The organism is Paenibacillus sp. E222 (assembly GCF_013401555.1).
Lineage (GTDB): Bacteria > Bacillota > Bacilli > Paenibacillales > Paenibacillaceae > Paenibacillus.
Window position 1 is genome coordinate 1,185,329 of record NZ_CP058552.1, and the last position, 26,182, is coordinate 1,211,510.

The 26,182-nt window shown below is 45.7% G+C and carries 23 protein-coding genes; 13 read left to right on the forward strand and 10 right to left on the reverse strand.

Annotated elements, in window-relative coordinates; all coding sequences use genetic code 11:
- Positions 1-350: 350 nt before the first annotated feature.
- Positions 351-1,277 carry a YheC/YheD family protein gene (locus HW560_RS05350; protein ID WP_090902637.1) on the forward strand — a complete coding sequence of 309 codons (927 nt, stop codon included), beginning with the start codon at positions 351-353 and terminating at the stop codon, positions 1,275-1,277.
- A gap of 88 nt (positions 1,278-1,365) precedes the next feature.
- Here the strand turns inward: HW560_RS05350 and gyrB are convergent, their stop codons facing one another.
- The 9 genes from gyrB to HW560_RS05395 form a co-directional block, all read right to left on the reverse strand.
- Positions 1,366-3,276 (reverse strand): DNA topoisomerase (ATP-hydrolyzing) subunit B, encoded by a 1,911-nt coding sequence (gyrB, locus tag HW560_RS05355; protein WP_090902640.1) that lies wholly within the window; start codon positions 3,274-3,276, stop codon positions 1,366-1,368.
- Positions 3,277-3,422: 146 nt separating this feature from the next.
- Complete coding sequence (gene remB / locus HW560_RS05360; protein WP_017691405.1) at positions 3,423-3,671, reverse strand: extracellular matrix regulator RemB; 249 nt, start codon at positions 3,669-3,671, stop codon at positions 3,423-3,425.
- A 13-nt stretch (positions 3,672-3,684) separates the two neighbouring features.
- Positions 3,685-4,797: a DNA replication/repair protein RecF gene (gene recF, locus HW560_RS05365; RefSeq protein ID WP_090902643.1), complete on the reverse strand. Its 1,113-nt coding sequence runs from the start codon at positions 4,795-4,797 to the stop codon at positions 3,685-3,687.
- A 57-nt stretch (positions 4,798-4,854) separates the two neighbouring features.
- Positions 4,855-5,070: a S4 domain-containing protein YaaA gene (gene yaaA, locus HW560_RS05370; RefSeq protein ID WP_024629511.1), complete on the reverse strand. Its 216-nt coding sequence runs from the start codon at positions 5,068-5,070 to the stop codon at positions 4,855-4,857.
- A 16-nt stretch (positions 5,071-5,086) separates the two neighbouring features.
- Positions 5,087-6,229: a DNA polymerase III subunit beta gene (dnaN, locus tag HW560_RS05375; RefSeq protein WP_179262265.1), complete on the reverse strand. Its 1,143-nt coding sequence runs from the start codon at positions 6,227-6,229 to the stop codon at positions 5,087-5,089.
- Positions 6,230-6,449: 220 nt separating this feature from the next.
- A complete protein-coding gene (gene dnaA, locus HW560_RS05380) occupies positions 6,450-7,796 on the reverse strand; it encodes a chromosomal replication initiator protein DnaA (protein ID WP_024629513.1) in 1,347 nt (448 codons plus the stop codon).
- Between the two features lie 768 nt (positions 7,797-8,564).
- Positions 8,565-10,112, reverse strand: coding sequence for a gluconokinase (gene gntK, locus HW560_RS05385; RefSeq protein WP_179262267.1), 1,548 nt, complete (start codon positions 10,110-10,112; stop codon positions 8,565-8,567).
- Positions 10,113-10,200: 88 nt separating this feature from the next.
- The gene (locus tag HW560_RS05390; RefSeq protein WP_090902648.1) at positions 10,201-11,562 is read right to left on the reverse strand and encodes a GntP family permease; all 1,362 of its coding nucleotides are present in this window, start codon (positions 11,560-11,562) and stop codon (positions 10,201-10,203) included.
- Positions 11,563-11,809: 247 nt separating this feature from the next.
- Positions 11,810-12,484 carry a GntR family transcriptional regulator gene (locus tag HW560_RS05395; RefSeq protein ID WP_179262269.1) on the reverse strand — a complete coding sequence of 225 codons (675 nt, stop codon included), beginning with the start codon at positions 12,482-12,484 and terminating at the stop codon, positions 11,810-11,812.
- A gap of 781 nt (positions 12,485-13,265) precedes the next feature.
- Here HW560_RS05395 and rpmH point away from each other — a divergent pair.
- The 12 genes from rpmH (at position 13,266) to HW560_RS05455 (ending at position 25,502) form a co-directional block, all read left to right on the forward strand.
- Positions 13,266-13,400 (forward strand): 50S ribosomal protein L34, encoded by a 135-nt coding sequence (gene rpmH, locus HW560_RS05400; RefSeq protein WP_024629517.1) that lies wholly within the window; start codon positions 13,266-13,268, stop codon positions 13,398-13,400.
- A gap of 268 nt (positions 13,401-13,668) precedes the next feature.
- Positions 13,669-14,019 carry a ribonuclease P protein component gene (rnpA, locus tag HW560_RS05405; protein WP_076287174.1) on the forward strand — a complete coding sequence of 117 codons (351 nt, stop codon included), beginning with the start codon at positions 13,669-13,671 and terminating at the stop codon, positions 14,017-14,019.
- Positions 14,020-14,093: 74 nt separating this feature from the next.
- Positions 14,094-14,978, forward strand: a complete 885-nt coding sequence (locus HW560_RS05410) for a YidC/Oxa1 family membrane protein insertase (protein ID WP_090902654.1) — start codon at positions 14,094-14,096, stop codon at positions 14,976-14,978.
- Positions 14,975-15,676 carry an RNA-binding cell elongation regulator Jag/EloR gene (jag, locus tag HW560_RS05415; protein ID WP_090902655.1) on the forward strand — a complete coding sequence of 234 codons (702 nt, stop codon included), beginning with the start codon at positions 14,975-14,977 and terminating at the stop codon, positions 15,674-15,676. The genes HW560_RS05410 and jag overlap by 4 nt, the downstream gene beginning before the upstream one ends.
- Before the next feature lie 190 nt (positions 15,677-15,866).
- Positions 15,867-17,243, forward strand: a complete 1,377-nt coding sequence (gene mnmE, locus HW560_RS05420; protein ID WP_179262271.1) for a tRNA uridine-5-carboxymethylaminomethyl(34) synthesis GTPase MnmE — start codon at positions 15,867-15,869, stop codon at positions 17,241-17,243.
- 221 nt (positions 17,244-17,464) lie between these two features.
- Entirely contained in the window at positions 17,465-19,354 is a 1,890-nt protein-coding gene (mnmG, locus tag HW560_RS05425; RefSeq protein ID WP_090902659.1) for a tRNA uridine-5-carboxymethylaminomethyl(34) synthesis enzyme MnmG, read from the forward strand.
- A complete protein-coding gene (rsmG, locus tag HW560_RS05430; protein WP_179262273.1) occupies positions 19,354-20,076 on the forward strand; it encodes a 16S rRNA (guanine(527)-N(7))-methyltransferase RsmG in 723 nt (240 codons plus the stop codon). The genes mnmG and rsmG overlap by 1 nt, the downstream gene beginning before the upstream one ends.
- A gap of 760 nt (positions 20,077-20,836) precedes the next feature.
- Positions 20,837-21,655, forward strand: a complete 819-nt coding sequence (noc, locus tag HW560_RS05435; RefSeq protein ID WP_090902661.1) for a nucleoid occlusion protein — start codon at positions 20,837-20,839, stop codon at positions 21,653-21,655.
- Between the two features lie 185 nt (positions 21,656-21,840).
- Positions 21,841-22,602, forward strand: a complete 762-nt coding sequence (locus HW560_RS05440) for a ParA family protein (RefSeq protein WP_024629525.1) — start codon at positions 21,841-21,843, stop codon at positions 22,600-22,602.
- On the forward strand, positions 22,595-23,440 hold the full coding sequence (locus HW560_RS05445) for a ParB/RepB/Spo0J family partition protein (RefSeq protein WP_024629526.1): 846 nt from the start codon (positions 22,595-22,597) through the stop codon (positions 23,438-23,440). The genes HW560_RS05440 and HW560_RS05445 overlap by 8 nt, the downstream gene beginning before the upstream one ends.
- 164 nt (positions 23,441-23,604) lie before the next feature.
- A complete protein-coding gene (locus HW560_RS05450) occupies positions 23,605-24,765 on the forward strand; it encodes an aminotransferase class V-fold PLP-dependent enzyme (RefSeq protein WP_090902663.1) in 1,161 nt (386 codons plus the stop codon).
- Between the two features lie 236 nt (positions 24,766-25,001).
- Positions 25,002-25,502 carry a DUF4446 family protein gene (locus tag HW560_RS05455; RefSeq protein ID WP_090902664.1) on the forward strand — a complete coding sequence of 167 codons (501 nt, stop codon included), beginning with the start codon at positions 25,002-25,004 and terminating at the stop codon, positions 25,500-25,502.
- Here the strand turns inward: HW560_RS05455 and yyaC are convergent.
- A complete protein-coding gene (yyaC, locus tag HW560_RS05460) occupies positions 25,477-26,082 on the reverse strand; it encodes a spore protease YyaC (protein WP_024629529.1) in 606 nt (201 codons plus the stop codon). The two genes, HW560_RS05455 and yyaC, sit on opposite strands and share 26 nt — an antisense overlap.
- Positions 26,083-26,182: the final 100 nt, after the last annotated feature.

Sequence of the window (26,182 nt, forward strand, 5' to 3'; positions counted from 1 at the left end):
AAGGCTAGAACCGCACAAGGACGCTACTCTTTATTATATTACTTTCACAAAAGGTAAACAATTAAACGTCCGCTGGGCAATAGCCTTTCTTCCGGGAACTTCAGAGAGTCTGGGGGTTCGCCCTGCCTTCCTCCCCATTTGCACATACAATGCTAGAAAAAGCGGCAAATGTACTGTGTATATTCAGGCTTAGACCGTTCCCGTTCTACGATCAAACTACATCTGTGCAACAAAACCGCACAAAACGCCATATTTCTCTATTATACCACTGAAATCATCTCTTGTCCTTTGATTTCTCTGCGTCTGCCACTCTTGTAAACCCCATTAAAACACGAAAGGACTGATGGCTCTTGGGCATCCAGCGTGTCTCCAGCAAATGGACCAAGACAGCTGTGTTACAACGCAGCCGTAATGTGAATGAATATATACCAGTAACACGACAATATAATCGCCAGACCCTGGAACGGATGACTGAATTATTCGAGTCAAACTATATCAAACCGGATCGGGGAACTTACGGCAATGGCGTCATGCGGGTAAAAACCATCCGCATAAAACCACACCCGATTACCGATGCAAACACATCGGAAAACGCTGTTGATCCGCTCCCCCCATCTGAAGCTGAAGTCGGTGCCGAGATCTCTGTTGAAGTCCCTCTGACAACGTATGAACTTCGATATGGGACGGAGGAAAAACATTTTCATTCCCTCGATGAGCTGGATCTGGCGCTCACTGAACGTATCCAGAATCGCGAATACATCATTCAGCAAGGTATTCCGCTGATGAAACATGATGGATTACCTTTCGACCTGCGGGTACTGACCCAGAAGAATCTACAACGCAACTGGGAAACGACAGGTATCCTGGGAAGAATTGCTGCACCGGGCAAGATCATTACCAACATTCATGGCGGCGGACGATTGGCCACCTTTAATGAGTTGGTACGCCCTCATTTTGATCAGGATCGGTTCCAGCAACTACGCAGTGAGCTATATCGTTTAGGCATTCATACGGCGGTACAGTTACAGAGGTCATTTCCAAGACTCAAAGAGATTGGTATCGATATCGCACTGGATGAAGATGGACGGCCATGGATTATTGAAGTCAACACATTGCCAGGTATCTATGCTTTTGGCCTATTGCCTGATAAGGAAACGTACCGAAAGATTAAGCGTTATGCGAGAGCGTATGGCAGATTACCCTCCAAAAAAGGGAAAACATCTCGTACCTCCCTCAAAGCCCAGGCCTCCTCTGCCAAAAGCCGCACACACCGATAACAGGCACACCAGAGTCCAATCTAAAATCTCTATGCTATAACCCCATAATGTAAAAGAGGCGCCCTCGCAGGCGCCTCTTCGAATATCGTTAGATGTCGAGGTTTTTCACGTATTTTGCATTTTCCTGAATAAAGTCACGACGAGGTTCAACATTATCTCCCATCAGGGTGTCGAACATGGCATCGGCCAGCATCGCATCGTTAATCGATACTTGAAGCATGGTCCGGCTCTCAGGGTCCATCGTCGTTTCCCACAATTGTCCGGCATTCATCTCACCCAGACCTTTATAACGCTGGACATTGAACTTCGCATTTTCGCCGAGCGTTGCAATAATTTCATCGCGTTCCTTCTCGGAGCCCGCATAACGAATTACTTTATTGCGCTCAATCTTGAACAATGGCGGTTGGGCAATGTATACATAACCGGCCTCAATGATTTTGCGCATATAGCGATAGAGGAATGTCAGAAGCAATGTCCGAATATGGGCGCCATCGACGTCGGCATCCGTCATCAGAATGATTTTGTGATAACGAGCTTTGGCAATATCGAAGTCATCACCAATACCCGTACCCATTGCAGTAATGATTGCTCTGATCTCCGCATTACCCAAAATCCGGTCAAGACGTGCTTTTTCCACGTTCAGGATCTTACCACGCAGTGGCAAAATCGCTTGGAAATGACGATCTCGTCCTTGCTTCGCTGATCCACCGGCGGAGTCACCTTCGACGATGTACAATTCGCTGATTGAAGCATCCTTGGATGAACAGTCGGCCAATTTACCTGGCAAAGAGCTGACTTCGAGTGCACCTTTACGACGTGTCAGTTCACGAGCTTTACGAGCTGCTTCACGTGCACGGGCTGCTTGAAGACCTTTTTCCAAAATGCGACGGGATACGGAAGGATTCTCTTCCAGGAATTCCTGCAGCTTCTCAGCAAACAGGGATTCGACAATTCCTCGCACTTCACTGTTACCCAGCTTGGTCTTGGTCTGTCCCTCAAATTGCGGATCAGGGATCTTGACCGAGATGATCGCTGTCAGACCTTCACGTACATCATCCCCGGACAGGTTGCCTGTGCTGTCTTTGATTACGCCCGCTTTACGTGCATAATCATTGATAATCCGGGTAAGGGCACTCTTGAAGCCGGATTCGTGCGTTCCGCCCTCATGTGTGTTGATGTTGTTGGCAAAAGAATAAATATTCTCGGTGTAGCTGTCATTGTATTGCAACGCAACTTCCACCTGAATGTTGTCTCTTGATCCCTCCACATAAATCGGGTTTTCGTGCAACGCTTCGCGCTTCTGGTTCAGGAAGGAGACATACTCGATAATACCGCCCTCATACAGGAAAGAGTTGGTTACACCTGTACGTTCATCGGTTAAGGTCATGCCAATTCCCTTGTTCAGGAACGCGAGCTCACGAATACGAGTCAGCAAAGTTTCATAGTCATAAACAGTTGTTTCCGTGAAAATCTCCGGATCCGGATGGAACGTAACCGTTGTTCCCGTTTCCTCCGTGGTACCGATCGTTTTCAGATCATACTGGGGAGCACCGCGACGGTATTCCTGTTGATACACATGGCCGTCAACCTTAACTGTAACAACAACTTTCGCTGATAGAGCATTGACAACAGATACACCTACCCCATGTAGACCACCGGATACTTTGTACCCGCCACCGCCAAATTTACCGCCCGCATGCAGAACAGTCATTACAACCTCAAGCGCAGGACGTTTCATTTTGGCATGTTCGCCGACAGGGATCCCCCGCCCGTTATCGACTACAGTGACGCTGTTATCTTCATGAATAGTAACTTCGATATGATCACAATAACCTGCGAGTGCTTCGTCAATACTGTTGTCCACTACTTCCCAAACGAGATGATGCAGACCTTTGGCACTGGTGGAACCAATATACATCCCCGGTCGTTTACGTACGGCTTCCAGCCCTTCAAGTACCTGAATTTCATCTGCACCATATGACGGTTGATTCATAGACATGCCTTTCACCTACTTCTATAGATTCAATATCGTAAATATGCGTTAACTAAGAATGCATGCTGAAATGAACATATGCCCTTAATTCCAGTAAGCAATCTAAATAAAGACAAGCAGCAAAAGGTACAATAACTCGTACCGCCGATAGGCTAGAGATCAGGAAAAATGTGAGCTCGCTTCTTGAGCGTAGCTGAGGAAATAGGCGAGTAGTACACAATGTTTTTAGTCACTACAATGGACTTGGCTTCCTCTTCACCAATATGCTCCACTGTTTTTTCCTGCTCGGCATGCGTGACATACTGCTTGGAGATTTTTGAGGATTTTTCAATCGATATATCAAAAATAGCAACCAATTCGGAAGAACGGATAATCTTCTCACCGCCCAGATGAATGTACATAAGCCCTCACTCCTTAGCGTTCAACCTGTCCGGCATGAACGTGATAAATACTGGCATCTTTGAGTTTGTCAACGTTCAGACTCTCGATGCCGGTAGCCGTAATAAAGGTCTGCACCTTGCTCTGGAACGTTTCGATCAGCTGCGTCTGACGAAACGGATCCAGTTCAGACAGTACATCGTCCAGCAGCAGGACCGGATATTCTCCGATTTCTTCATGAATCAGTTCAATTTCCGCAAGTTTAAGGGACAACGCCGTTGTGCGCTGCTGCCCCTGCGAGCCATACGTTTGTACTTCCCGATCGTTAATGAAAAAGGACAGGTCATCCCGATGCGGCCCACTAAGGGTTGTGCCTCGGCGAATCTCCTGCTCTTTCATTTGTGATAATTTTATCATAAATTGGTCCATTAAGACAGCTTCATCTTCCTCAGCGGCTTCACTGAAGGAAGGAAGGTAGGCCAGGCGCAGGACTTCTCCACCTCCGGTGATGCCCTGATGAATCGTTTCAGCCCACTTTTGCAGTTTCTTTATGAATTGTTTCCTTTTTTTGACGATTTTAACACCATGCTCCACCAGTTGCTCATTCCATACCTCAAGCATGGTCTGGGCTGAAGCGTTCTGCCCCCATAATTGCTTGAGCAGATTGTTACGCTGGACGAGCACTTTTTGATATTGCTGCAGATGATACAGGTAGCCTGGAGCCACCTGACCAATCTCCATGTCAAGAAACCGGCGGCGTATCCCCGGTGTGCCTTTGACAATCTCAAGATCTTCCGGTGCAAACATCACCACATTAAGCGCTCCGACAAAATCACTCAGCTTGCGCTGTTCCAGTCCGTTAATCTTTGCTTTTTTGCCTTGTTGCGACAAAGAAAGCTCGAGCTTGACCGATCCGTACTTTTTGTCGACCTCTGCTGCAAGCCTGGCACGTTCTTCACCGAAACGGATCAGTTCCTTGTCGCGGGATGTACGGTGGCTCTTGGTGAGTGCAAGCACAAAAATGGCTTCTGCGAGGTTGGTCTTGCCTTGGGCATTTTGCCCAATCAAAAGATTTACAGGACCAAAAGAATCCAGTCTCAGATGTTCATAATTGCGGAATTGCTGCAGATCTATGCTGTTTACAAACACGCGGTAACCTCCCTTTTATCCCGTCCGTCAGGAGGCAGCAGGATCTAACTGGTCTTCTTATTGTGCGACAACTTCGAACGAACCTTCTCCGTCCACCTCAACGATATCCCCAGGGTATAACTTGCGTCCCCGGCGTTCCTCAGGTTCTTTATTCACACGTACAAGTCCGTCCTGAAGCAGTGCTTTGGCCATACCTCCGGTTGGGATGCAATCGGCCAGTTTCAAAAATTGATCAAGCTTAATATATTCCGTACGAATCGCTACTTGGTTCACTATGATCTTCCTCTCGTTAGTTGGTCGTCCGGTAAGGCAATATGACGTACAAGCTGTGACTGTCGTCCAGCGGTTTCAGGATGATCGGGCTCATGACACCAGTAAAAGCGATCATCAGCTGCTCACTCTCCACCACTTTCAACACATCCAGCATATATTTGGAGTTGAACGAGATTTTCAGCGGTTCGCCGTTAAAGTCGGCAGGTTCGATCTCTTCTCTTACTTTTCCCAGCTCGGAAGAGCTTGAAGAAATTTCGATTGATCCGGACTCCATCGTTTGCATCCGCACAATGTTTGTTTTTTCTTCACGCGACAGCAAATAAGCCCGGTCGATAGATTCGCTTAATTTTTTTGTATCCAAAACGAGTTCTGTTTTGTACGAAGTCGGAATAATTCTAGAAGTATCCGGATAAGTTCCGTCCAAAATGCGCGAATAGAACAGAACACGGTCGATTTTGAACAGGACTTGATTATCAGCGACAACGATATCCACAAGTGTATTTTGATCCGGCACAATTTTGCTGAGTTCGTTCAGCGTTTTACCCGAGATCACGACATTGTTGAATCGCACACCTTCTGCATTATCCAGCATTGCTGAACGAGTAGCAAGACGGTGACGGTCAGTTGCCACAAATTTCAGTTCATTGTCACCCAAACTCCAGAGTACACCTGTCAGAATCGGCGTAGTTTCATGTGTGGAAATGGAGAATACGGTTTGTTTGATCATATTTTTGAGCAAATCTCCTGGAATGGAGACGGTTTGGTTTTCTTCGATGCTTGGCAATACTGGGAATTCTTCCGGATCAAGACCAACCAGTTGAATTTCGGTAGCTCCTGCGGAGATAAAGGTGTTGAAGTTTTCTTTTACCTCCATATGCACTTCTTGGGAAGGCAGCTTTTTGATGATCTCGACAAAAAACTTGGCTGGCAGTACAACACTGCCTGGTTGTTCTACCTGAACAACACTTTTATCACCATCTTCAAGCGGGATGAAGGATTGAATTGAAATATCGGTGTCGCTTGCTGTCAACGTCACACCTTGATGATTAACGTCGAATTTGATACCGCTCAGAATTGGAATCGTCGTACGGCTCGAGATCGCTTTGGATACTTGCTGTATGGAATCGTTTAAATAGTTTTTCATTATGCTGATTTTCATGGTTTCACTCCTAGCTGATTTTTTGGGTGTTTGGGTGTTGAAAGGTGTTTTTCAAAGGCCGAAGGCTAAGCTTCGAAATCGCTTATTTGGAGATGATATCTTTTAGATCTTTATAGTAATAATAGTAATAGGGGCACTGAATATGTGGATAAGTGGGTATAAACCCATAAGCCCAAGCCTATCCACATGTGTATACGTTGTGCACAGGCTTGGGACTTATTCAGGTTGGATTCTTAATTTTTTCGGTTAAGTTGTTAATAACTTTATAGAGATCCTGATCGACTTTAATCGCCTGGGAGATCTTTTCGTGCGCATGGATGACGGTGGTATGATCTCGCCCTCCAAATGCTTCACCGATTTTGGGCAGAGAAAAGTCTGTAAGTTCACGAGAGAGATACATAGCAATCTGTCTTGGGAACGCAACGGCCTTGGTCCGTTTCCGTGCTTTGAAATCTTCAAGCTTAAGGCTGTAATACTCGCCGACCTTTTGTTGGATGTCGTGAATAGTGATCATTTTTGGACGACTGGAAGGAATAATATCCTTCAGTGCTTCAGCTGCTAGATGAGTGGTTACATCTTGATTAGTCAGCGAAGAATAGGCAACAACCCGAATCAGTGCCCCTTCCAGTTCACGAATATTGGTATCAATCTGGTTGGCGATGTACATCATCGCCTCATTCGGAATATCCAGGTTTTCCGCACGAGCTTTTTTACGCAAAATAGCAATCCGTGTCTCCAGATCTGGAGGCTGGATATCCGTAATTAACCCCCATTCAAAACGGGAACGAAGCCGTTCTTCCAGGGTCGGAATTTCCTTCGGCGGTCTGTCGCTGGAGATGATGATCTGTTTCCGTTCCTCATGCAGCGCATTAAACGTATGGAAAAATTCCTCTTGCGTCGATTCTTTTCCAGCCAAAAACTGAATATCATCAATGAGCAGAATGTCGACACTACGGTATTTGTTACGGAAGCTCTCCCCGCGGTTATCACGGATCGAGTTAATGAATTCGTTCGTGAATTTCTCAGATGACAAATAAACAACTTTGCTGCCCGGATCATGCTCCAGAACGTAATGTCCAATCGCATGCATCAAGTGAGTTTTGCCGAGACCTACCCCTCCATAGAGAAACAGAGGATTGTATGCTTTGGCGGGCGCTTCAGCGACCGCCAGCGATGCGGCGTGGGCAAAACGGTTGCCCGGCCCAATGACAAATGTATCGAATGTATATTTCGGATTCAGCATGCTGAGTACCGCTTCTTCCTGAACAACTGTAGGCGTTGGCGCTGGCAGTTGAGGGTCCGGTTCAGCAGGCTTGTTCTCCTCGATGACAAATTTCACATCGACCTGTTTGCCAAGCAGCTCATATACCGTCGATCCGACCAGTTTGGTGTAACGGCTCTCCAGCCATTCGACGGCAAACGTGGTTGGTGCGGATATGACGATCGAACGATCATTCAGCTTGGTCGCTTTGGTTGCTTTGAACCAAGTGTCAAAGCTGGGTTTGCTGAGCTTGTTTTGTATGATTGATAAAATTTGCTGCCATAAATCAGAAGTATGGCTGTCCACAGACTGTCACTCCTTTTACATGTTCCAAGTGTGGCTTAAGCCATGATGCAGTGTCGAAATACGAGATATATTGTTGAATTTATCCCCAAACCCCCGCAGGTCGAAAACAAAAAAAGAATGAACAACGGAAAATTGTTCACAACTTTATCCACAGGCTGTTGATAATATTATGGGTCAGATCACATATTCACATCCAAAAGTAATACAATCATAGCAAAAGAAGCCCGGCATTTCAATGTATCACGTGATTTTATCCACAAATTCAATAACTTGTGTATAATTTTTAATCACAACACAATATATTGTTTATAAATTGTTTAACTTTCGACAAGAAGACCCAAAAACCTAAATTATTTTATACACAGGTTATTCGTCAAATGATGCTGAATTGTGTGTAAAAGTATTCTCTGTTTGTGAATAACCTCTCTGTGGATAACCGTAAACTGAAAATTACCGTTTTGGGGATTTACAGGAGAGTGACTCTTCATGCCCGTTTTCCTTTTTCGAAGAGAGGAATTGAGGACACGACAAAATGAAAGACATCGGAGATCAAGGAGAGGGCCGTTGAACGGAAGGAGCGTTTACTGATTTATATGAACTGAACGTAGCATTTATTCCTAAAAGAGGTAGGCTGAATAGCGCGCAAACAGTGGAGATGGATGTGATTCCATTGCAGCAAATTGGTTATGCCAAAAAAGAGGTTGTTCTTTAAGACCGGAATGGTGGTCTAAGAGAACAACCTCTTTTTGGTGGTTATAAAAGCATGATTTACTCGTTATGAGCGGAAAATTTACGTTGGAATTCCGCGATATCTGCATATTCTTCTTCCAATTTTCGCGAAATGCGAATAAAGATGGGGAGCAGCTCCTGGTAGATCGATGCATGTTCTTTGATAGGGGTATGCTTGTGCGTTGTACCAACCATCGATGAAACGGCATGAAGCGACTTAATTCGCCCTGTAGCATAAAGACCGAGCACGACGGCCCCCAGACAGGAACTTTCGAAGCTCTCGGGCACAATGACTTCCTGGTTGAATATATCGGACATCATCTGACGCCAGAGTGGGGAACGAGCGAAACCACCCGTTGCCTGAATGGAGGTAGGTTGTCCGATCTGTTCTTCCATGGCCAGCAGTACCGTATAAAGGTTGAAAATAACCCCTTCCAAAACGGAACGAATCATATGCTCTTTCTGGTGGTGAAGGGTCAAACCAAAGAAGGAACCCCGGGCGTCCGGATTCCATAAAGGGGCGCGTTCCCCTGAAAGGTACGGATGGAATAGAAGTCCTTCCGAACCGGGGCTGACGCGTTCCGCAATCTTAGTGAGTACATCATAGGAATTGATGCCGAGCCGTTTGGCTGTTTCGACTTCCGAGGCAGCGAATTCGTCCCGTACCCAGCGGAACAGCATGCCACCGTTATTCACAGGTCCGCCGATAACCCAAAGATTCTCGGTGAGGGCGTAACAGAACGTTCTACCTTTTGGATCGGTAACCGGACGGTCAACGACGGTGCGAATCGCGCCGCTGGTGCCGATCGTAGCTGCAACAACGCCAGGTTCAATGGCGTTTACGCCCAGATTGGACAATACCCCGTCACTTGCACCGATGACGAAGGGAGTAGAGGGGGAGAGAGCCATTTTTTCAGCCCATGTGCGATCCATTCCCTCTATAATATGTGTGGTCGGGACGAGCTGCGATAGATGGTCAGGTGTAATGCCTGCAACCTCAAGTGCCTCTGCATCCCAATCCAGTTGTTCCAGATTGAGCAGACCGGTACAGGAGGCGATGGAGTGATCCACGACATATTGACCGAACAGACGGAAGAACAAATATTCTTTAATAGAGATAAATTTGGCGGTACGTTGAAAAAGTTCAGGTTCGTCATGGCGCAGCCACATTAATTTGGTCAGTGGCGACATGGGGTGGATCGGTGTGCCTGTTCGCAAATAGATACGATGGCCTTGTCCGTTCTCTTGCAGTTTGGCGGCCCAGGCAGCACTCCGGTTGTCAGCCCAAGTGATGCAGCGGGTGAGGGGCATACCATCTTGTCCCATCGCAATGACACTGTGCATGGCAGAGCTGCAGGATACGAACATAATTTGTTCCGCAGCTACGCCGCTTTGATCCATCACGCCGCGTACGGAGCGAAGGGCAGCTTGCACAATTTGTTCCGGATCCTGCTCAGCGACATCCGGAGCTGGGGTGTATAAAGGATATTCCTGAGTCGACGTGCTTATAACTTCACCCTGTTCCGTAAAGAGTACGGATTTGGTACTGGTTGTACCGATATCCATCCCAATCATATAGTTGTTCATTTTGCATAAACCTTCTTTCTATAAAACCCGTAAAATTAAAACTCTAATGGTGTGAATTTATTTTCTTCTTCTATATAGGTATTCCAATTTATACGACTGTACTCAGCAGCAAAATAAAGATCAGTCCAACAACAGATAATAGTGTTTCCATAACGGTCCACGTCTTCAGCGTCTGCGAGACACTCATATTGAAGAATTCTTTGATCATCCAGAAGCCTGCGTCGTTCACATGAGATAGTACAAGTGAACCTGCACCAGTAGCGAGTACGACAAGTTCAATATTGGCACCAGGCGTTAGTGCAAGGACCGGAGCTACAATACCAGCTGCTGTCGTCATGGCCACAGTTGCTGAACCGGTAGCAACCCGAATGAGTGCGGCTACAAGCCAGGCGAACAGGATCACATTAATATTGGCATGTGTGGCGACCTCAGCAATGGCATTACCTACACCACTATTGATCAACACCTGTTTGAATGCACCGCCACCGCCAATGATGAGAATGATGGTCGCCGTAGGCGCCAGACATTCACTGGTGAAGCGGGAGATGTCATGTTTGTTGAACCCGCGTGAGAATCCGAGTGAAAAGAGGGCGAACACAACGGAGATCAGCAGGGCTATAATTTCATGGCCGATAAATTCACAGAAAACGGTAAATCCGCTTGTAGCGTCAGGATCTACGATATTGGCGATGGAGCCAATGAGCATCAAAATGACCGGCAGCAAAATGGTAAACAGGGTTATGCCGAAACCTGGCAAGTTGTTACTTTTTTTCGTTGCGAATTGTTCAGCCAGCTCTGCAGGTGGTTCGGTATGTATTCTTTTACCGATAAATTTACCGAACAGAGGTCCAGCGATAATAGCAGTCGGGATACCTACGATAAGGGAGTACAAGATCGTTTTACCCAAATCGGCGCTGAACGCTTCGATCGCAATCATGGGAGCCGGGTGAGGTGGAACCAGACCATGTACAGTAGAGAGACCGGCCAAAATCGGAATACCGATCTGCAGCAGCGACATATTGGTTTTACGTGCAACGGTGAAAATGATCGGAATCAGCAAAATAACGCCGACTTCAAAAAATACAGGAATACCGACGATAAAACCAACAATCATCATCGCCCAGTGCACACGCTTTACACCGAAACGATCCACCAGTGTGGTAGCAATACGCTCGGCTCCGCCGGATTCAGCCATCATTTTACCTAGCATGGTGCCCAAACCAATAACGATGGCGATCGTTCCAAGTGTGCCACCAAGTCCTCCCGTAATGGAGGAAATGACATCCGCGGGTTTCATGCCTGTAAGTAAACCAAGCATTAACGCAGATATTAAAAGGGTAATGAAAGGATTCCATTTATATTTGGAGATCAACACGATCAGGAAGACAATCGCAATTAATGTCCAGACTAATAATGTTGCATTGTGGGATAACCCAAAAAGAGTGCTCATGAGGTATGCTCCTTTTTTATGATATATAACGCTTACAACCGATCCATGATCAGGCGTAGGGAAGTCACTTTACAATTCATGCAGCGCGGGAAACGTAAGTCCCCTTTAATATGCCCCAAAAAATTGAAACAAATCGCACTTTGTATACTTGTCGACAAGTTAGGGGGCAATCATTCACAACGGATATGATTGCGGACCCCCTGCACAGCTATGCCATGAAGTGGATATAATTTTCATCAGCATGGCATTAGGAATCAAAGCTTTCGTGCAGCGTCTTGCCTGAATCCTGAAAATACGTGCGGACTCCAGCTTGGATGCGTGTCTTATCACCTGATTCAAGCGCCTCAATCAGCAAACGATGTTTACCAATTACAGCGCTTACTTTCTGCTCGCCCTGAATAAAGACCCTGCGGGTGGTGAGCAGCATGACCGTCATGACAACATAACGAATGCTTTTCCATAGATGTAAAATTCGCGAATGCTGGGCGGCTTCGATAATAGTCTCGTGAAAAGTGAGATCCTGAAATGCGAATTCAACCGCATCTTGGTGACGTCCAGCCAAGTCCATTTTGTCGATCACATTGCTTAACTGGGTAATCAATTGTTCTGGGACATCCCCCGCAAGCCGCTGCTGCACAAAACTTTCAATCAGGAAACGCACATCGTACAATTCCTCGACATCTTTAATTTTCAATCCAATGACAACGACACCCATACGCTCCAGCCGAATGAGGCCTTCATTCGACAAAGTTCTTAACGCTTCACGTACAGGTGATCGACTGCTGTCAAAATCAGCGGCAATCCGATTTTCTGACAAAACTTCGCCAGGACGAAGGGTTCCACTAATGATCCGCAGTCTTAATTCGCAGGCGATGGCTTCCCCACGGGAAGCTCCCTGAAGCCAGGATGAAGGAAACAGCATAATGGCTACGCTCCTATTATAAGTAATCAGTTCAATACTGATCATAGCACAACTATTTTGCCGATTGATCGTTTTAAACTAATCCTTATAACGAGAAGAAATGGCAGTATGCTCTTATGCATGTGCTGAAATTAGGAGCGTCATACGGTTTCAATAGATTTTCAAAGAGCTAGAGGAAGTATTGTCTTCCTATAAATGAGTTAGGATCTATGCTGCACTTTCCATAAGTATACTTGTATACAAGATGTGTTTTTTTTATCCTACACCTTTCTCGAAAACTTGTAAACCATAAGAATAAAGCGGATACATTAAATTTAAAGTATGTCATTTCAAAAGCTAAAACATATGGTTCATCTAATGGATAGATGCCCCACTAAAGTTCTTCAGAAACGTAGGAATATTAACCGAAAGCAGAGGCAATGAAACCGTATATCAACGTTAAATATTCTTTATCCACATGTGAATAACTTGAAGTGGTATTAAAAGATAGAATTAAGGGGTTCGAGGGGTGTGGATAACCGTAAAAGCTGATTTTTGGTGTATGAATCGGGACTTGGGGATAACTTCTGGAACTTCTAAATGGTGCTTTAGAAAGGTTGTTAACAGGGGTAAGCATCCATGGCCGTTCAGGCAGGGTGGAATAGGCATTAAAAGGAGAAAGGAGGCAGGAGGCTCGCAGTTGACTTTTCCAGGTGTTCATGGTTAAATGTATAAAGGTGTTTTCTGTGAAGATGAAAGTGATTCATCACATAAGTATTTCCTTGTGAGGAGGTGCAATACATTGAGACCTACATTCAAACCGAACGTTAGCAAACGTAAAAAAGTTCATGGTTTCCGGAAAAGAATGAGCACGAGCAACGGACGTAAAGTTCTGGCTGCACGTCGCCTTAAAGGCCGTAAAGTCCTGAGTGCTTAATGCATGTGAAGACCACCGAGGTGGTCTTTTTTTTCTTAAAATAGGTCTTTTCAGACTGGATGCTGGTATAGGTCAGGTCTGAATTGGCTGCGCAAAAGCATTAGTACACCTTTATGTTCAATGAATGAGATGTCCGTTTTTTCGAAAACGTTCCTTATATAATGAAGTTGCCGCCAAGACGGTTTATCGTTATTCAAGAAAGCCTATACTAAATCAGTAATGAGGCCTTCGTCAATAATGTTGGTGGAAAACAGCAAGGAGAAGCGCCGTGTATAAAAGACTGCGTTTACGAAACCGGGCGGACTTTAGCCGCGTATACCGGTATGGGAAATCGTTTGCCAATCATCAGTTTGTGGTGTATGGCTGTCGTCGTAAAGATACAGAACAATTCCGAGTGGGTGTATCCTGCAGCAAGAAAATCGGAAACGCTGTCGTACGCAACCGGATGAGACGCATGATTAAGGAAATTGTACGTCATCATGAGAACGAGATTGTCACGCAGATGGATCTGATCTTTATCGTCAGAAAAGGTGCATTGGACATGTCCTATAAGGATATGGAAAAAAGCCTGCTGCATGCGTTGCGCAAGGGCTCTCTTTTGAAGTCGGGCAAGCGGTAAGCTTCGGTTTATTTGTCCTCCTAATTATGGTATGATTTACGGTGGAATGGAATGGTTAAGAGAGGGGTTATGAAGTGTCGCGATTGAAGACATCAAAGGGGAAGTGGATTCTCCTCATTGCAGTCATTGCAATGGTCACTGTACTCGCCGGATGTACTCCACAAGGAGCCGGGGTTACTACGGAAGATCTGAAGAATAGTGATTCTTTTTGGCAAGCCAATGTTATTTATTGGTTCTCACTGGCGCTAGACACATTTGCCAACTGGTTTAACGGTGAATATGGACTGGCCGTCCTTGTGATGGTGTTAATTGTACGGACGTTAATCTTGCCGCTGACAATGAAGCAGGTTCGCAGCTCGAAGGCGATGCAAGCTATTCAGCCGCAGTTGAAAGAAATTCAAGCCAAGTATAAAGATACACCTGAGAAAGTACAGCAAGAAACAATGAAGTTGTTTCAGGAGAACAAAGTTAATCCGATGGCGGGTTGTCTACCACTTCTGATTCAGATGCCGATTTACATCGCACTTTATAACTCCATTTACGGAAACTCGAGTCTGAGAACACATGATTTCTTGTGGCTTCAACTCGGAGCGCCGGATCACCTGTTTATTTTGCCAGTGCTTGCTGCCATCACTACATTCGTTCAAACATGGATGATGATGCGCATGAACCCTGCACAGCAGGTTGGACCGATGCAATTCATGCTGTGGGTGTACCCGATATTGATCTTCGTTATGTCGTATCAGTTCCCGGCTGCATTGCCACTGTACTGGTTCTACAGTAACATCTACACGATCGTGCAAAACTATTTCCTTTACCGGAATAATGATAAAGTCGTGGCTGAGGTCAACGTGAAGCAGACCAGCTCTTCCAAAAATGGAAATGGAGCTAAACGCAAAAACGGTGGCAAGGCAACTGTCTCTGGAAAAGGTTCGAAAGGGGCCAAAAAATCGAAATGACCAAAGTCATTGCGTCAGGAAAAACCGTTGAAGATGCTGTAAACCAAGGATTGGCTGAGCTTGGCGTGAGCCGGGACAAGGTCGAGATACAAGTGTTAGAGCAGCCGTCAAAAGGATTCCTGGGTTTGATCGGGGTTAAGGCCGCTAAAGTGGAAGTGAAACTTCTGCCTGTGCCTGAACCTGTTTCACAGCCGATCAAGCCGGCCGCACATATACCTCAGGTTGAAGCAACCCTTGAGGGTGTGGCTGCTAAAAATCCCTATGAGGAAGCGGCTGCTTTCTTAAAAGAAGTGGCAGCAGGTATGGGACTGGATGTTGAGGTGCATATCAAAAAACAGCGGGATGGACATATCTTCAATATTGCCGGTGAAGACCTGGGCATGATTATTGGCAGACGTGGACAGACGCTGGATGCCCTTCAATATTTAACGAACATTGTAGCAAATCGTTATTCGGAAAGTTTCGTTCGCATCGTACTCGATGCAGAGAATTTCCGTCAACGTCGACGCAAGACGCTGGAGGATCTGGCTGAACGTTTGGCTGGACAGGCTATTCGCACCGGCAAAGAAGTTGTGCTGGAGCCAATGCCGCCACTCGAACGCAAAGTCATTCATGCGAAATTGCAAAATCACTCGCAGATTAAGACATACAGCAAGGGCGAGGAGCCTAATCGGCGCGTGGTCATTACGACGAAATAACACGAAATTGAAGACGCAATGGCTTCCTGCCCGGTGCAGAAGCCATTGCTTTTTTCGTACAGAAGTACTTTTCCAAAACTATAGAGCGACTTCAATAAGCCATTGTGTAACTAAACAACTGAACTATATATAGAAATTAATATAGCGTCCCGAGGGGCGCAATTTTAAAATAGAGCAAGGAGAGATAACGATGATTAGTGATACGATTACAGCGATATCAACAGCAGTCGGAGAAGCGGGTATCGCTGTAATCCGGGTGAGCGGCCCGGATGCGGTGTCGGAGACGGAGAAGATTTTTCGCAGCAAAACCCCACTAACACAGGCAGCATCCCACACGGTTCATTACGGTCATATTGTAGATCCGGGGACTGGTGAGAAGATTGAGGAAGTATTGGTTACGGTGATGCGGGCGCCACGATCCTTCACAACAGAGGATGTCGTGGAGATTAGCGCCCATGGCGGAGTGGTGTCTGTTAAACGTGTAATGGATCTGCTGTTGCAGCTGGATATTCGCCTCGCTGAACCCGGCGAGTTCACAAAGCGTGCCTTTCTCAATGGGCGGATTGATCTATCCCAGGCGGAAGGGGTCATGGATCTCATTCGTTCCAAATCCGATCGGGCTTTCTCCGTTGCACTCAAGCAAGTGGAGGGCAAATTATCGTCCAAGCTGCGCGAGCTAAGATACACACTGGTGGAGACGCTTGCTCACATCGAAGTCAATATCGATTATCCTGAGCATGATGTAGAGTCACTAACCTCTGAATTTATTAAAGAAAAATCTAGTCAGGTGATGACTGAAATTGATAAATTGCTGGTAACCGCAGAACAAGGCAAGATACTTCGTGAAGGCATCACAACCGCTATCGTAGGCCGGCCAAACGTAGGGAAGTCTTCCTTGCTCAATACGTTGGCCCAGGACAACCGCGCAATTGTAACGGACATTCCAGGTACAACGCGTGACGTCATTGAGGAATTTGTTACGATTAACAATATACCGCTCAAATTGCTCGATACGGCAGGTATCCGGGAAACGATGGATGTCGTGGAAAGAATCGGGGTGGAGCGTTCGCGCTCTGCTGTCAATGAGGCTGATCTATTATTGATGGTTATCAATGCTGCCGAGCCACTGCATGAGGACGAGATTGAATTATTGGAACAAATCCGCGGTAGACAATCCATAATTATTATGAATAAAATGGACTTAGCGCCGCAGGCGGACCGCGAAGTGCTGCTTCGTTACATCCCTGAGGAACGGCTTGTTCCGATGTCGGTGAAAGATGATTTTGGCGTGGACCGATTAGAAGATGCCATCTCGACGTTGTTCTTCAGTGGCAAGCTGGAGTCGGCCGACCTGACGTATGTCAGCAATGTGCGTCATATTGCTTTGCTCAAAAAAGCGAAGCAGTCACTTATTGATGCTTATGAAGCGGCAGAGCAGCTGATTCCTATTGATATGATCCAGATTGATGTTCGTCTGGCATGGGAGCAGCTGGGTGAGATTGTGGGCGATACAGCACATGATGCATTGATTGATCAAATTTTCTCTCAATTCTGCCTCGGAAAATAACACCTGACAAACATACCGGCTCTGAAAAGTAGTATGATAATAAAGTCCATCTGTGGGTGGTCAAAGAATCCGCGAATATGTCTGAAGTACTTATAGACTTGATGGCTTAATATAGATCGAAATGCTTTCCGTGTAGCGCGGAGAGTGTTTCATCATTTTTACAAAAAATTGATCGTTTGCATGAATTCAGGCGTGCGGCGGCAAAAAGGAGGTAAACTGGAATGGCTTTTGATGGCGGTAGTTATGATGTAATCGTCGTTGGGGCAGGACATGCTGGTGTGGAATCGGCACTGGCTGCAGCTCGTATGGGTTCGAAAACATTGATGATTACCATCAATCTGGATATGGTGGCCTTCATGCCTTGTAACCCATCTATTGGGGGACCGGCAAAAGGACATGTGGTACGTGAGATTGATGCACTTGGTGGAGAGATGGGACGGAACATCGATAAGACCTTTATTCAGATGCGAATGCTCAACACGGGTAAAGGACCTGCCGTGCATGCACTTCGTGCTCAGGCGGATAAATTCTCTTACCAGCATACGATGAAAGAAACGATGGAGAATGAACGCAACCTGACGATGCGTCAGGGCATGGTTGATCGCCTGATCGTTGAAGATGGACATTGTGTAGGTGTGGTTACTCAGACGGGTACAGAGTATCGGGCCAAAGCTGTTGTTTTGACAACAGGTACGTATCTGCGCGGTAAAGTAATTATGGGTGAGTTGATGTACGAGAGTGGTCCAAATAATCAGCAGCCTTCACTTAAGTTATCCGAACATCTGCGTGAGCTTGGTTTCGACTTGGTTCGTTTTAAAACAGGTACACCACCGCGTGTGCATAAGGATACGATTGATTTTAGCAAAACGGAAATTCAGCCAGGTGATGACGAGCCGAAGTTCTTTTCTTATGAAACGGAATCTTCCGATAATGAGCAGCTGCCCTGCTGGTTGACGTATACGTCTGTGGAGACACACCAGATTATTAATGATAATCTTCACCGTGCTCCAATGTTCTCAGGTGTTATTGAAGGTACCGGACCGCGTTATTGCCCATCGATCGAGGACAAAATTGTGCGTTTCAGCGACAAGCCGAAGCATCAGATTTTCCTGGAGCCAGAAGGCAAAAATACATCCGAATACTATGTACAAGGTCTGTCCACCAGTCTGCCAGAGGATGTTCAATTGGCGGTCCTTCGTTCAATTCCGGGTATGGAAAAAGTAGAAATGATGCGTAACGGCTACGCTATTGAATATGATGCGATGGTGCCTACACAGTTGTGGCCTTCATTGGAAACGAAACGTCTGCCAGGTCTGTTCACAGCAGGGCAGATTAATGGTACCTCCGGGTATGAAGAAGCGGCAGGACAAGGCGTAATGGCAGGCATCAATGCTGCACGTAAAGTACAGGGTAAAGAGCCTGTCGTACTTGATCGCTCCCAAGGGTACATTGGTGTACTGATTGATGATCTCGTAACCAAAGGTACGAATGAACCTTATCGTCTGCTGACTTCCCGTGCAGAATACCGTTTGTTGCTTCGTCATGATAATGCCGATATGCGTTTGACGGAAATTGGTCATGATATTGGATTGATTTCTGAAGAGCGTTACGCCAAATTCCTTGATAAAAAGGCAAAAGTAGAGCAGGAAGTTGCTCGTCTGAAGGCAGCAAAGGTTCGCCCTGTCGAAGTAAATTCGAAGCTGGAAGAGAACGGTTCTACACCGATTCAGGATGGCAGCACACTTCTGACATTGATGCGTCGCCCAGAAATTGGGTATGACTTTATTGAGCAGATCTCCCCATCCGAGGTGGCACTGACTGCAGATATGAAAGAGCAAGTGGAAATTCAAATTAAATATGCGGGTTATATTGAGAAACAATTGATCCACGTGGAACGTTTGCAAAAAATGGAGAAAAAGAAAATTCCGGATACGATTATATATGACGAAATTCATGGCCTTGCTATGGAAGCAAAGCAGAAGCTCGCTACGATTCGTCCAATCTCGATAGGACAGGCGTCCCGTATTGCCGGGGTTACACCTGCGGATATCTCCATTCTGCTGGTTTACCTGGAGCATTATAACCGTGTAACCGCAGCAAGGGGACAATAATGGACGATATTCAACAGCAGCTACAACGGCGCCTGAAGAAACATGGACTAGAGCTGGATGAACGCCAGTTGGAGCAATTCGAGTTGTATTTTCAGGAGCTGGTAGCTTGGAATGAGAAGATGAATCTAACCGGGATTACCGAACGTGAACAAGTATATACAAAGCATTTCTATGATTCGGTATCGCTGGCATTCTATACAGATATGTCGAAGGTAAACAAACTTGCAGACATTGGTTCAGGGGCTGGTTTCCCAGGACTACCGCTTAAAATTTGTTTTCCGCATATCAAGCTGACCATCATTGACTCGCTAAATAAACGTATCGGCTTTCTGCAGCATGTTGTGGATACACTTGGCTTGACCGATGTGGAATTGATTCATGGACGTGCGGAGGAACTTGGACGCAAAGAAGGATATCGTGACAGCTACGACCTCGTTACTGCGCGTGCCGTTGCTAAGCTAGCGGTGCTTAACGAATTCTGTTTGCCATTTGTTCGCAAAAGCGGATTATTCGCTGCAATGAAGGGCGGAGACCCGCGCGAAGAAATGAAGGAAGCTGAATTCAGCTTTAACCAGCTGAAAGGACGGGTAAAAGCAGTTCATCCGTTCCAGCTACCTGTTGAAGAATCGACACGTCATATCATTCTGATTCAGAAGTTTGATAAGACACCATTTAAATATCCACGTAAACCAGGAACACCATTAAAAACACCTTTGGTATAGTTCTTGGCGCTCAACGTGTGTATGTATTAAAACTGTAAGATGATCATTCTTCGTTTATTTAATGAAGAACTTTCAATAAGAGGAAAGAGGATGTTTCACGTGAAACATCCTCTTTTTTTTTGATTTTTTTATCTAGGCTTAGATAGCATCTACATTATTCCGATCACATAGAGCAGAGAAAAACGGAATCGATAATATTTATTTTGGCGTAGAAGTTTTCTTGATGAAAAACTATTTTTCTTGTTACAGCTATTCTTGAATGAAGGTCATTGACTTATGGATAGAGGAAGAGCATCGGTAATACTAATAGCTATAGAATAGGAAGACACGAAGGAAGGGGTTTTTCTGCTACTGAGTTTGTTATGTGAAAAACCATTTTACAGGGTATCCAACGAATACATAACGCAGCTACTATGAGCAGGTCATGTCTACAAAGATTCTCTATATCTTATTGTGTCCAAGCAGTCATATGGCTAATGTTCATGAAGAAAAAGCAGGAAAATTAGGAGAGTTTAAAGAATAGGTAAACATAGGATTATGGAACAAAAGATGATAGAATAGAAGTATCCGGTCCTGGATTACAGCGATCATAGATTATATGTATAGATAGATTTTTTGAGCATGATTGTATAGGCTACAGAAAGCGTCATGGAAGGCAAAACTTATTCGAAGAACGACAGCATTTGGACGGGTCGCATATTGAATAAGAAGCACCTGCACCTTGCGGGAGCTATTACGAAACTAGGTGGTAATATACGGAATGAAAGAACAATTTTCGAAGTTGTTTGGTTTGGCGGAGCGCAATAACGGAGATGAGATTAAACAAATTCCGGTCAATGAAATTGTGAGCAGCCCATATCAGCCCCGTACTATTTTTGATGATGATAAAATTGATGAGTTGTTGCAGACGATCAAGACACATGGCGTAATACAGCCGATTGTCGTCCGCGTACGAAATGGATCATATGAAATTATCGCCGGGGAACGTCGCTGGCGTGCAGTTCGAAAACTTGGTTTGGATCATATTCCGGCCATTGTACGTGAATTCAACGACTCTCAGGCAGCGTCCATCGCATTGATCGAAAACCTGCAGCGTGAAGGACTCACTTCCATTGAAGAGGCTGTCGCTTATCAGAAATTGATTGACCTGCACCAACTTACACAGGAAAGTCTTGCGCAGCGATTAGGCAAAAGCCAGTCGACGATCGCCAACAAAATCCGGTTGTTACAGCTTCCGGAGGGCATTAAGACAGCTTTGATGGAACGTAAGATCTCGGAGCGTCATGCCAGAGCTTTGCTTTCGTTGGATACGGAAGAGTTGCAAATGAAATTGCTCGGCGAGATTATTGATAAAGAGTTGAATGTAAAACAAACGGAAGCGCGGGTTGCCTTTTACAAGGAAGCCTCGAAGATCAAAAAATCCAGACGTATCTCCTTCACGAAGGACGTTAGACTTGCACTTAATACGATTCGTCAATCTATTGATATGGTATCGGGCTCCGGTCTAGACATCAAAACCAAGGAAGCGGACCATGAGGACCATTACGAGATCGTTATCCATATCCCGAAACGCAAATGATTGAAGCTTAAGGCGGCAATGGGCCGCTTTTTCTGTCTATAAAGTTGAGAGTGGCATGAACAGCGTAGAATAGCACCATGAAGAAACGGTAGTTGATGTTTGTGTGGATGATAGCCACCTGCTTTTTGTTAACTGTAGCTCACAACCTACAAGAAAAGACTCCTATTTTATTTGAGGTGAAGTAATTGTCTAAGATTATGGCCGTAGCAAATCAAAAGGGCGGTGTGGGGAAAACGACGACATCTGTTAACTTGGGTGCAGGACTGGCTTCGCTCGGGAAAAGGGTGCTGCTAGTCGATATTGACCCCCAGGGGAATACAACCAGCGGAGTCGGAATCAACAAAGCAGATGTGGCCAATTGTATATATGATGTCATCATTAATGAAGTTCCCCCTCAGGAAGCGATTGTGGAAACTCAGATTGAAGGCCTTCATATCATACCTGCAACGATTCAGCTTGCCGGAGCCGAGATTGAACTGGTATCCACGATATCACGGGAAGTTCGCCTGAAAAAATCACTCGCCATGGTGAAAAAAAACTATGATTACATACTGATCGATTGTCCACCTTCCCTAGGCATGTTAACGATCAACTCGTTGACAGCTTCCGATTCGGTGATCATTCCGATACAGTGTGAGTATTATGCGCTCGAAGGGTTGAGCCAATTGCTCAACACGGTTCGTTTGGTGCAGAAGCATCTGAATACATCCCTGCAGATTGAAGGGGTATTGCTAACGATGTTTGACGCTCGTACGAATCTGGGCATTCAAGTCATTGAAGAAGTGAAGAAGTATTTTCAACAAAAGGTGTATCAGACCATTATTCCGCGCAATGTGCGGCTTAGTGAGGCACCTTCTCATGGTCAGTCTATCATTACGTATGATCCTCGATCCCGAGGGGCTGAAGTTTATTTAGAGCTCGCAAAGGAAGTGATTTCTTATGAGTAAGCGGCTTGGAAAAGGTCTTGATGCCCTCATTCCTTCGCTTTCAATTAATGACGATGATAAAGTCGTAGAAATCCCGATAAGTCAACTGCGGGCTAACCCTTACCAACCTCGTAAAGTATTTGATGAGGATGCAATACATGAACTCGCTGAATCCATCCGTCAACATGGTGTTATACAACCTATTATTGTACGTCCTGTTTTGAGAGGTTATGAGATCATTGCTGGTGAACGGCGTTTCAGAGCGTCCCAATATTGCGGTAATGCCACTGTGCCTGCCGTCGTTCGTAATTTCAGTGATCAGCAGGTTATGGAGATTGCTTTAATCGAGAACCTGCAGCGGGAGAATCTGAATGCGATGGAGGTTGCAGTTGCTTATCAGGGACTGATGGACCAATTCGGATTAACCCAAGAAGAACTCTCCGTAAAGGTAGGTAAGTCACGTTCTCACATCGCTAACTTCCTCCGTTTGTTATCATTGCCGGAAGAAGTGAAGGATCATGTTTCACGTGGAACATTGTCAATGGGACATGCACGTGCTATCGTCGGTGTTAAAGATGAGAGCCTTGTGAAGCAGCTGGCAAAACAAACCATTGATCAGCAATGGAGTGTACGTGAACTGGAAGAGGCTGTTCAACAATTGGATCGTTCCAAAACGGGTGAAGCGAAAGCCAAATCCAAGTTAAAGAAAAAAGATCCATTTATTGACACATTGGAAGAATCTTTACGTGAACGGTTCAAAACAACGGTGAAAATTAAGCATAACAAAGATAAAGGCAAAATTGAGCTCAACTACTACAGCAAACAAGATCTGGAGCGACTGTTGGAACTGTTACAATAATAGTCATGATTCCAAGATCGATGAACAACATGCGGGGCTTTTTCATGTGATGACATATCGCCTCTGTACCATGGAGAAACGATATGTCATTGTTTGTTTATAGGGATGTTTATAGGGAATTCACTCAGACAGAACGATCAATTAGGGACAGAGGTGGTCATGAGGTGGAGGGAGTTATCTATCTGGATCATGCAGCGACATCTTGGCCTAAGCCACCTGCTGTCGGGGAAGCCATGATGAAGGCTCTGGATGTGGCAGGGGCGAACCCGGGCAGAGGCAGTCATCGAATGGCTGTACAGGCGAGCCGAGTTTTATTTGGTGCCAGAAAAGCGATATCCACTCTTTTGGGTGTTCGTAATGCCAATGATATTGCTTTGGGTTCTAATACCACAGAAGCTTTGAATCTAGCTATTCAAGGGTGGTTAAGAGAAGGCGACCACGTCATTGCTACGATGGCTGAACATAATTCAGTAAGACGGCCTCTGGAGTACATGCGCAGATCTCGTAATGTAGAGGTTGATTATGTACCTGTTAATGCTGCCGGGCAGATCGATCTGGTCCAATTCGCACGGTTGTTTCGTTCCAATACAAGATTGGTTGTCTGCACGCATAGTTCGAACCTGCTGGGGAGTATTCTGCCCATTGGTGAAATTGCGCTGATGTGTCAAAAACATCAGGTGACGTTGCTTGTTGACGCTGCTCAAAGTGCTGGAATTATTCCTGTGGATGTGAAGCAGCTTGGGATCGATATGCTTGCCTTTCCAGGGCATAAAGGACTGTTGGGACCGCAGGGAACGGGTGGGCTGTACATCGCTCCTGAGCTGGATGTGCAACCACTGCTTCACGGAGGGACAGGAAGCCAATCCGAGGCGATTGAGCAGCCTCTTGTTCGTCCTGATCGTTATGAGGCGGGTACGCCGAATACCGTGGGTATAGCAGGTTTGGCAGCGGGAGTGCAGCATGTGCTTGAACTGACGCCTGAATTCATATATAAACAGGAGTGGGATTTGACTCAGCATATGATGGATGGGTTATCATCAGTACATGGGATTCGAATGCTTGGTCCTGAAATTGGACAGGCTCGTACCGGATTGTTATCCTTTACTGTTGAAGGATATGATTCGGCTCAACTCGCATTTCAATTAGATCGAAATTATGGCATTGCTGTGCGTTCAGGTTTTCATTGCACACCTCTTGCACATGAGTCGGCTGGAACCACGGCAAGTGGGGCTGTCAGAGCGAGTGTGGGGTATAGTACATCAAGAGAAGATGTCGATGCGTTGATCGAAGCGGTTATCGAGTTAACAGCATCGAAATCGGTATAAATCAGCTCGAATAAAACATGAATTTCAATGGCTTGAAGAAGCAAAAAGCAAAAGAGGCAAGAGGCCAAAACGAGTGATTAACCGTATGGGTTACCTGGTGAATAATAAGGGTATGCTTGAGGGTTACATTAGAGTGTTTGGATGATTTTAATTGGCTGAAATGGATCGATGATTGGAGTACGTTTGAAGCTACAAACGTTAACCTGAACAAACCAACAGAGGGGTAGTTGCACTACATGGCTGAATTAAATGAGCTGATTCTGGAACAGCTGATATGGATTATTGGCGGCATGGCATTACTTTTGGTGATTTTGCTTATCATAAGTATTGCTCAGGCCGCAAAGCTACGGAAGTTTAAACGGAAATATGAGGCCATGATGGCTGGCAGTGGAGTGGAAGATCTGGAGTCGCTGTTAATCAATCTGAAAATTCAGATGGACAGCATTGAGGATGAGCATACACTGCAAACGGATCAGTTACAGGCTGTCATGCAGAAGCTGACCCGTATTCAGGGGAAAGTGGGCGTGAAACGGTACAACGCTTATGGGGAGCTTGGCAGTGACCTAAGTTTCTCCATGGCGATGGTTAACGATAGCCAGGACGGTATGGTACTCACCGGTATCTATAATCGAGATGGTTCCTATGTATATGCCAAACCTCTTAAAGGGGGAGAGTCCACGTATACTCTTTCCCCTGAGGAAAAGGAAGCCATTACTCTGGCACAGCAAGCAGAGTAGAACGGGTATGCCATTCGCGAATGGCGGAGTAGAGACTGCTGGATATAATCTCGGACATGCGCATGACGAGACTGAGACGTGTGTTCTGCAAAACAAAGTATTCCATAAAGCCGCCGACGTTAACGATACCTGTAAGATGGATATCGCCGACCGGCGGTAATTCTTTATTTACACCCGCTCCTGGTTTGAGCGGTCCATTCACGACCTGGATACATCCAACACTCGAAGACTGTCCGAGACAGGCATCAATGCCGATCACATAAGGGTTGTGATGTGTGGTGTGTATTTTGTGTAGGGTGTCCTGCAGGTTCATTGCATGTACGGGTTCATCCAATGTGCCATAGAGATGGAATAGAGGGCTGTCCCACTTGGCAAGCGACGAGCCGACGAGTGGACCAAGACAGTCCCCCGTAGAGCGATCTGTACCGATACAGACGACAACTACATTTTGCAAAGAATGGGCTTTATAGAGATGAAACATTAAACGATGAATAATGGCTGAGTGAATGCCTGGATCTGTATGTGGGATTTTCAGGCTAGCCATGTCTTGAGATGAGAAGGAATGTGAAATGGGATTCATAGGATCTATCCTTTCCCTTGGAGATAGTAGTAACAGTATATGGAAGGATAGAACGTTTTATACTTCGTGGGGACAAGCTTTTTCAAAGGGATGAATGTAA

What these genes read in the sequence shown, in the direction of transcription:
- HW560_RS05395 (WP_179262269.1), bottom strand. Translation starts at nt 12,484, where the DNA reads ATGCTGTTTCCTTCATCCTGGCTTCAGGGAGCTTCCCGTGGGGAAGCC.
- HW560_RS05455 (WP_090902664.1), top strand. Translation starts at nt 25,002, where the DNA reads ATGGCTGAATTAAATGAGCTGATTCTGGAACAGCTGATATGGATTATT.
- rsmG (WP_179262273.1), top strand. Translation starts at nt 19,354, where the DNA reads ATGGACGATATTCAACAGCAGCTACAACGGCGCCTGAAGAAACATGGA.
- noc (WP_090902661.1), top strand. Translation starts at nt 20,837, where the DNA reads ATGAAAGAACAATTTTCGAAGTTGTTTGGTTTGGCGGAGCGCAATAAC.
- yyaC (WP_024629529.1), bottom strand. Translation starts at nt 26,082, where the DNA reads ATGAATCCCATTTCACATTCCTTCTCATCTCAAGACATGGCTAGCCTG.
- dnaN (WP_179262265.1), bottom strand. Translation starts at nt 6,229, where the DNA reads ATGAAAATCAGCATAATGAAAAACTATTTAAACGATTCCATACAGCAA.
- jag (WP_090902655.1), top strand. Translation starts at nt 14,975, where the DNA reads ATGACCAAAGTCATTGCGTCAGGAAAAACCGTTGAAGATGCTGTAAAC.
- HW560_RS05390 (WP_090902648.1), bottom strand. Translation starts at nt 11,562, where the DNA reads ATGAGCACTCTTTTTGGGTTATCCCACAATGCAACATTATTAGTCTGG.
- gntK (WP_179262267.1), bottom strand. Translation starts at nt 10,112, where the DNA reads ATGAACAACTATATGATTGGGATGGATATCGGTACAACCAGTACCAAA.
- gyrB (WP_090902640.1), bottom strand. Translation starts at nt 3,276, where the DNA reads ATGTCTATGAATCAACCGTCATATGGTGCAGATGAAATTCAGGTACTT.
- remB (WP_017691405.1), bottom strand. Translation starts at nt 3,671, where the DNA reads ATGTACATTCATCTGGGCGGTGAGAAGATTATCCGTTCTTCCGAATTG.
- HW560_RS05445 (WP_024629526.1), top strand. Translation starts at nt 22,595, where the DNA reads ATGAGTAAGCGGCTTGGAAAAGGTCTTGATGCCCTCATTCCTTCGCTT.
- mnmE (WP_179262271.1), top strand. Translation starts at nt 15,867, where the DNA reads ATGATTAGTGATACGATTACAGCGATATCAACAGCAGTCGGAGAAGCG.
- mnmG (WP_090902659.1), top strand. Translation starts at nt 17,465, where the DNA reads ATGGCTTTTGATGGCGGTAGTTATGATGTAATCGTCGTTGGGGCAGGA.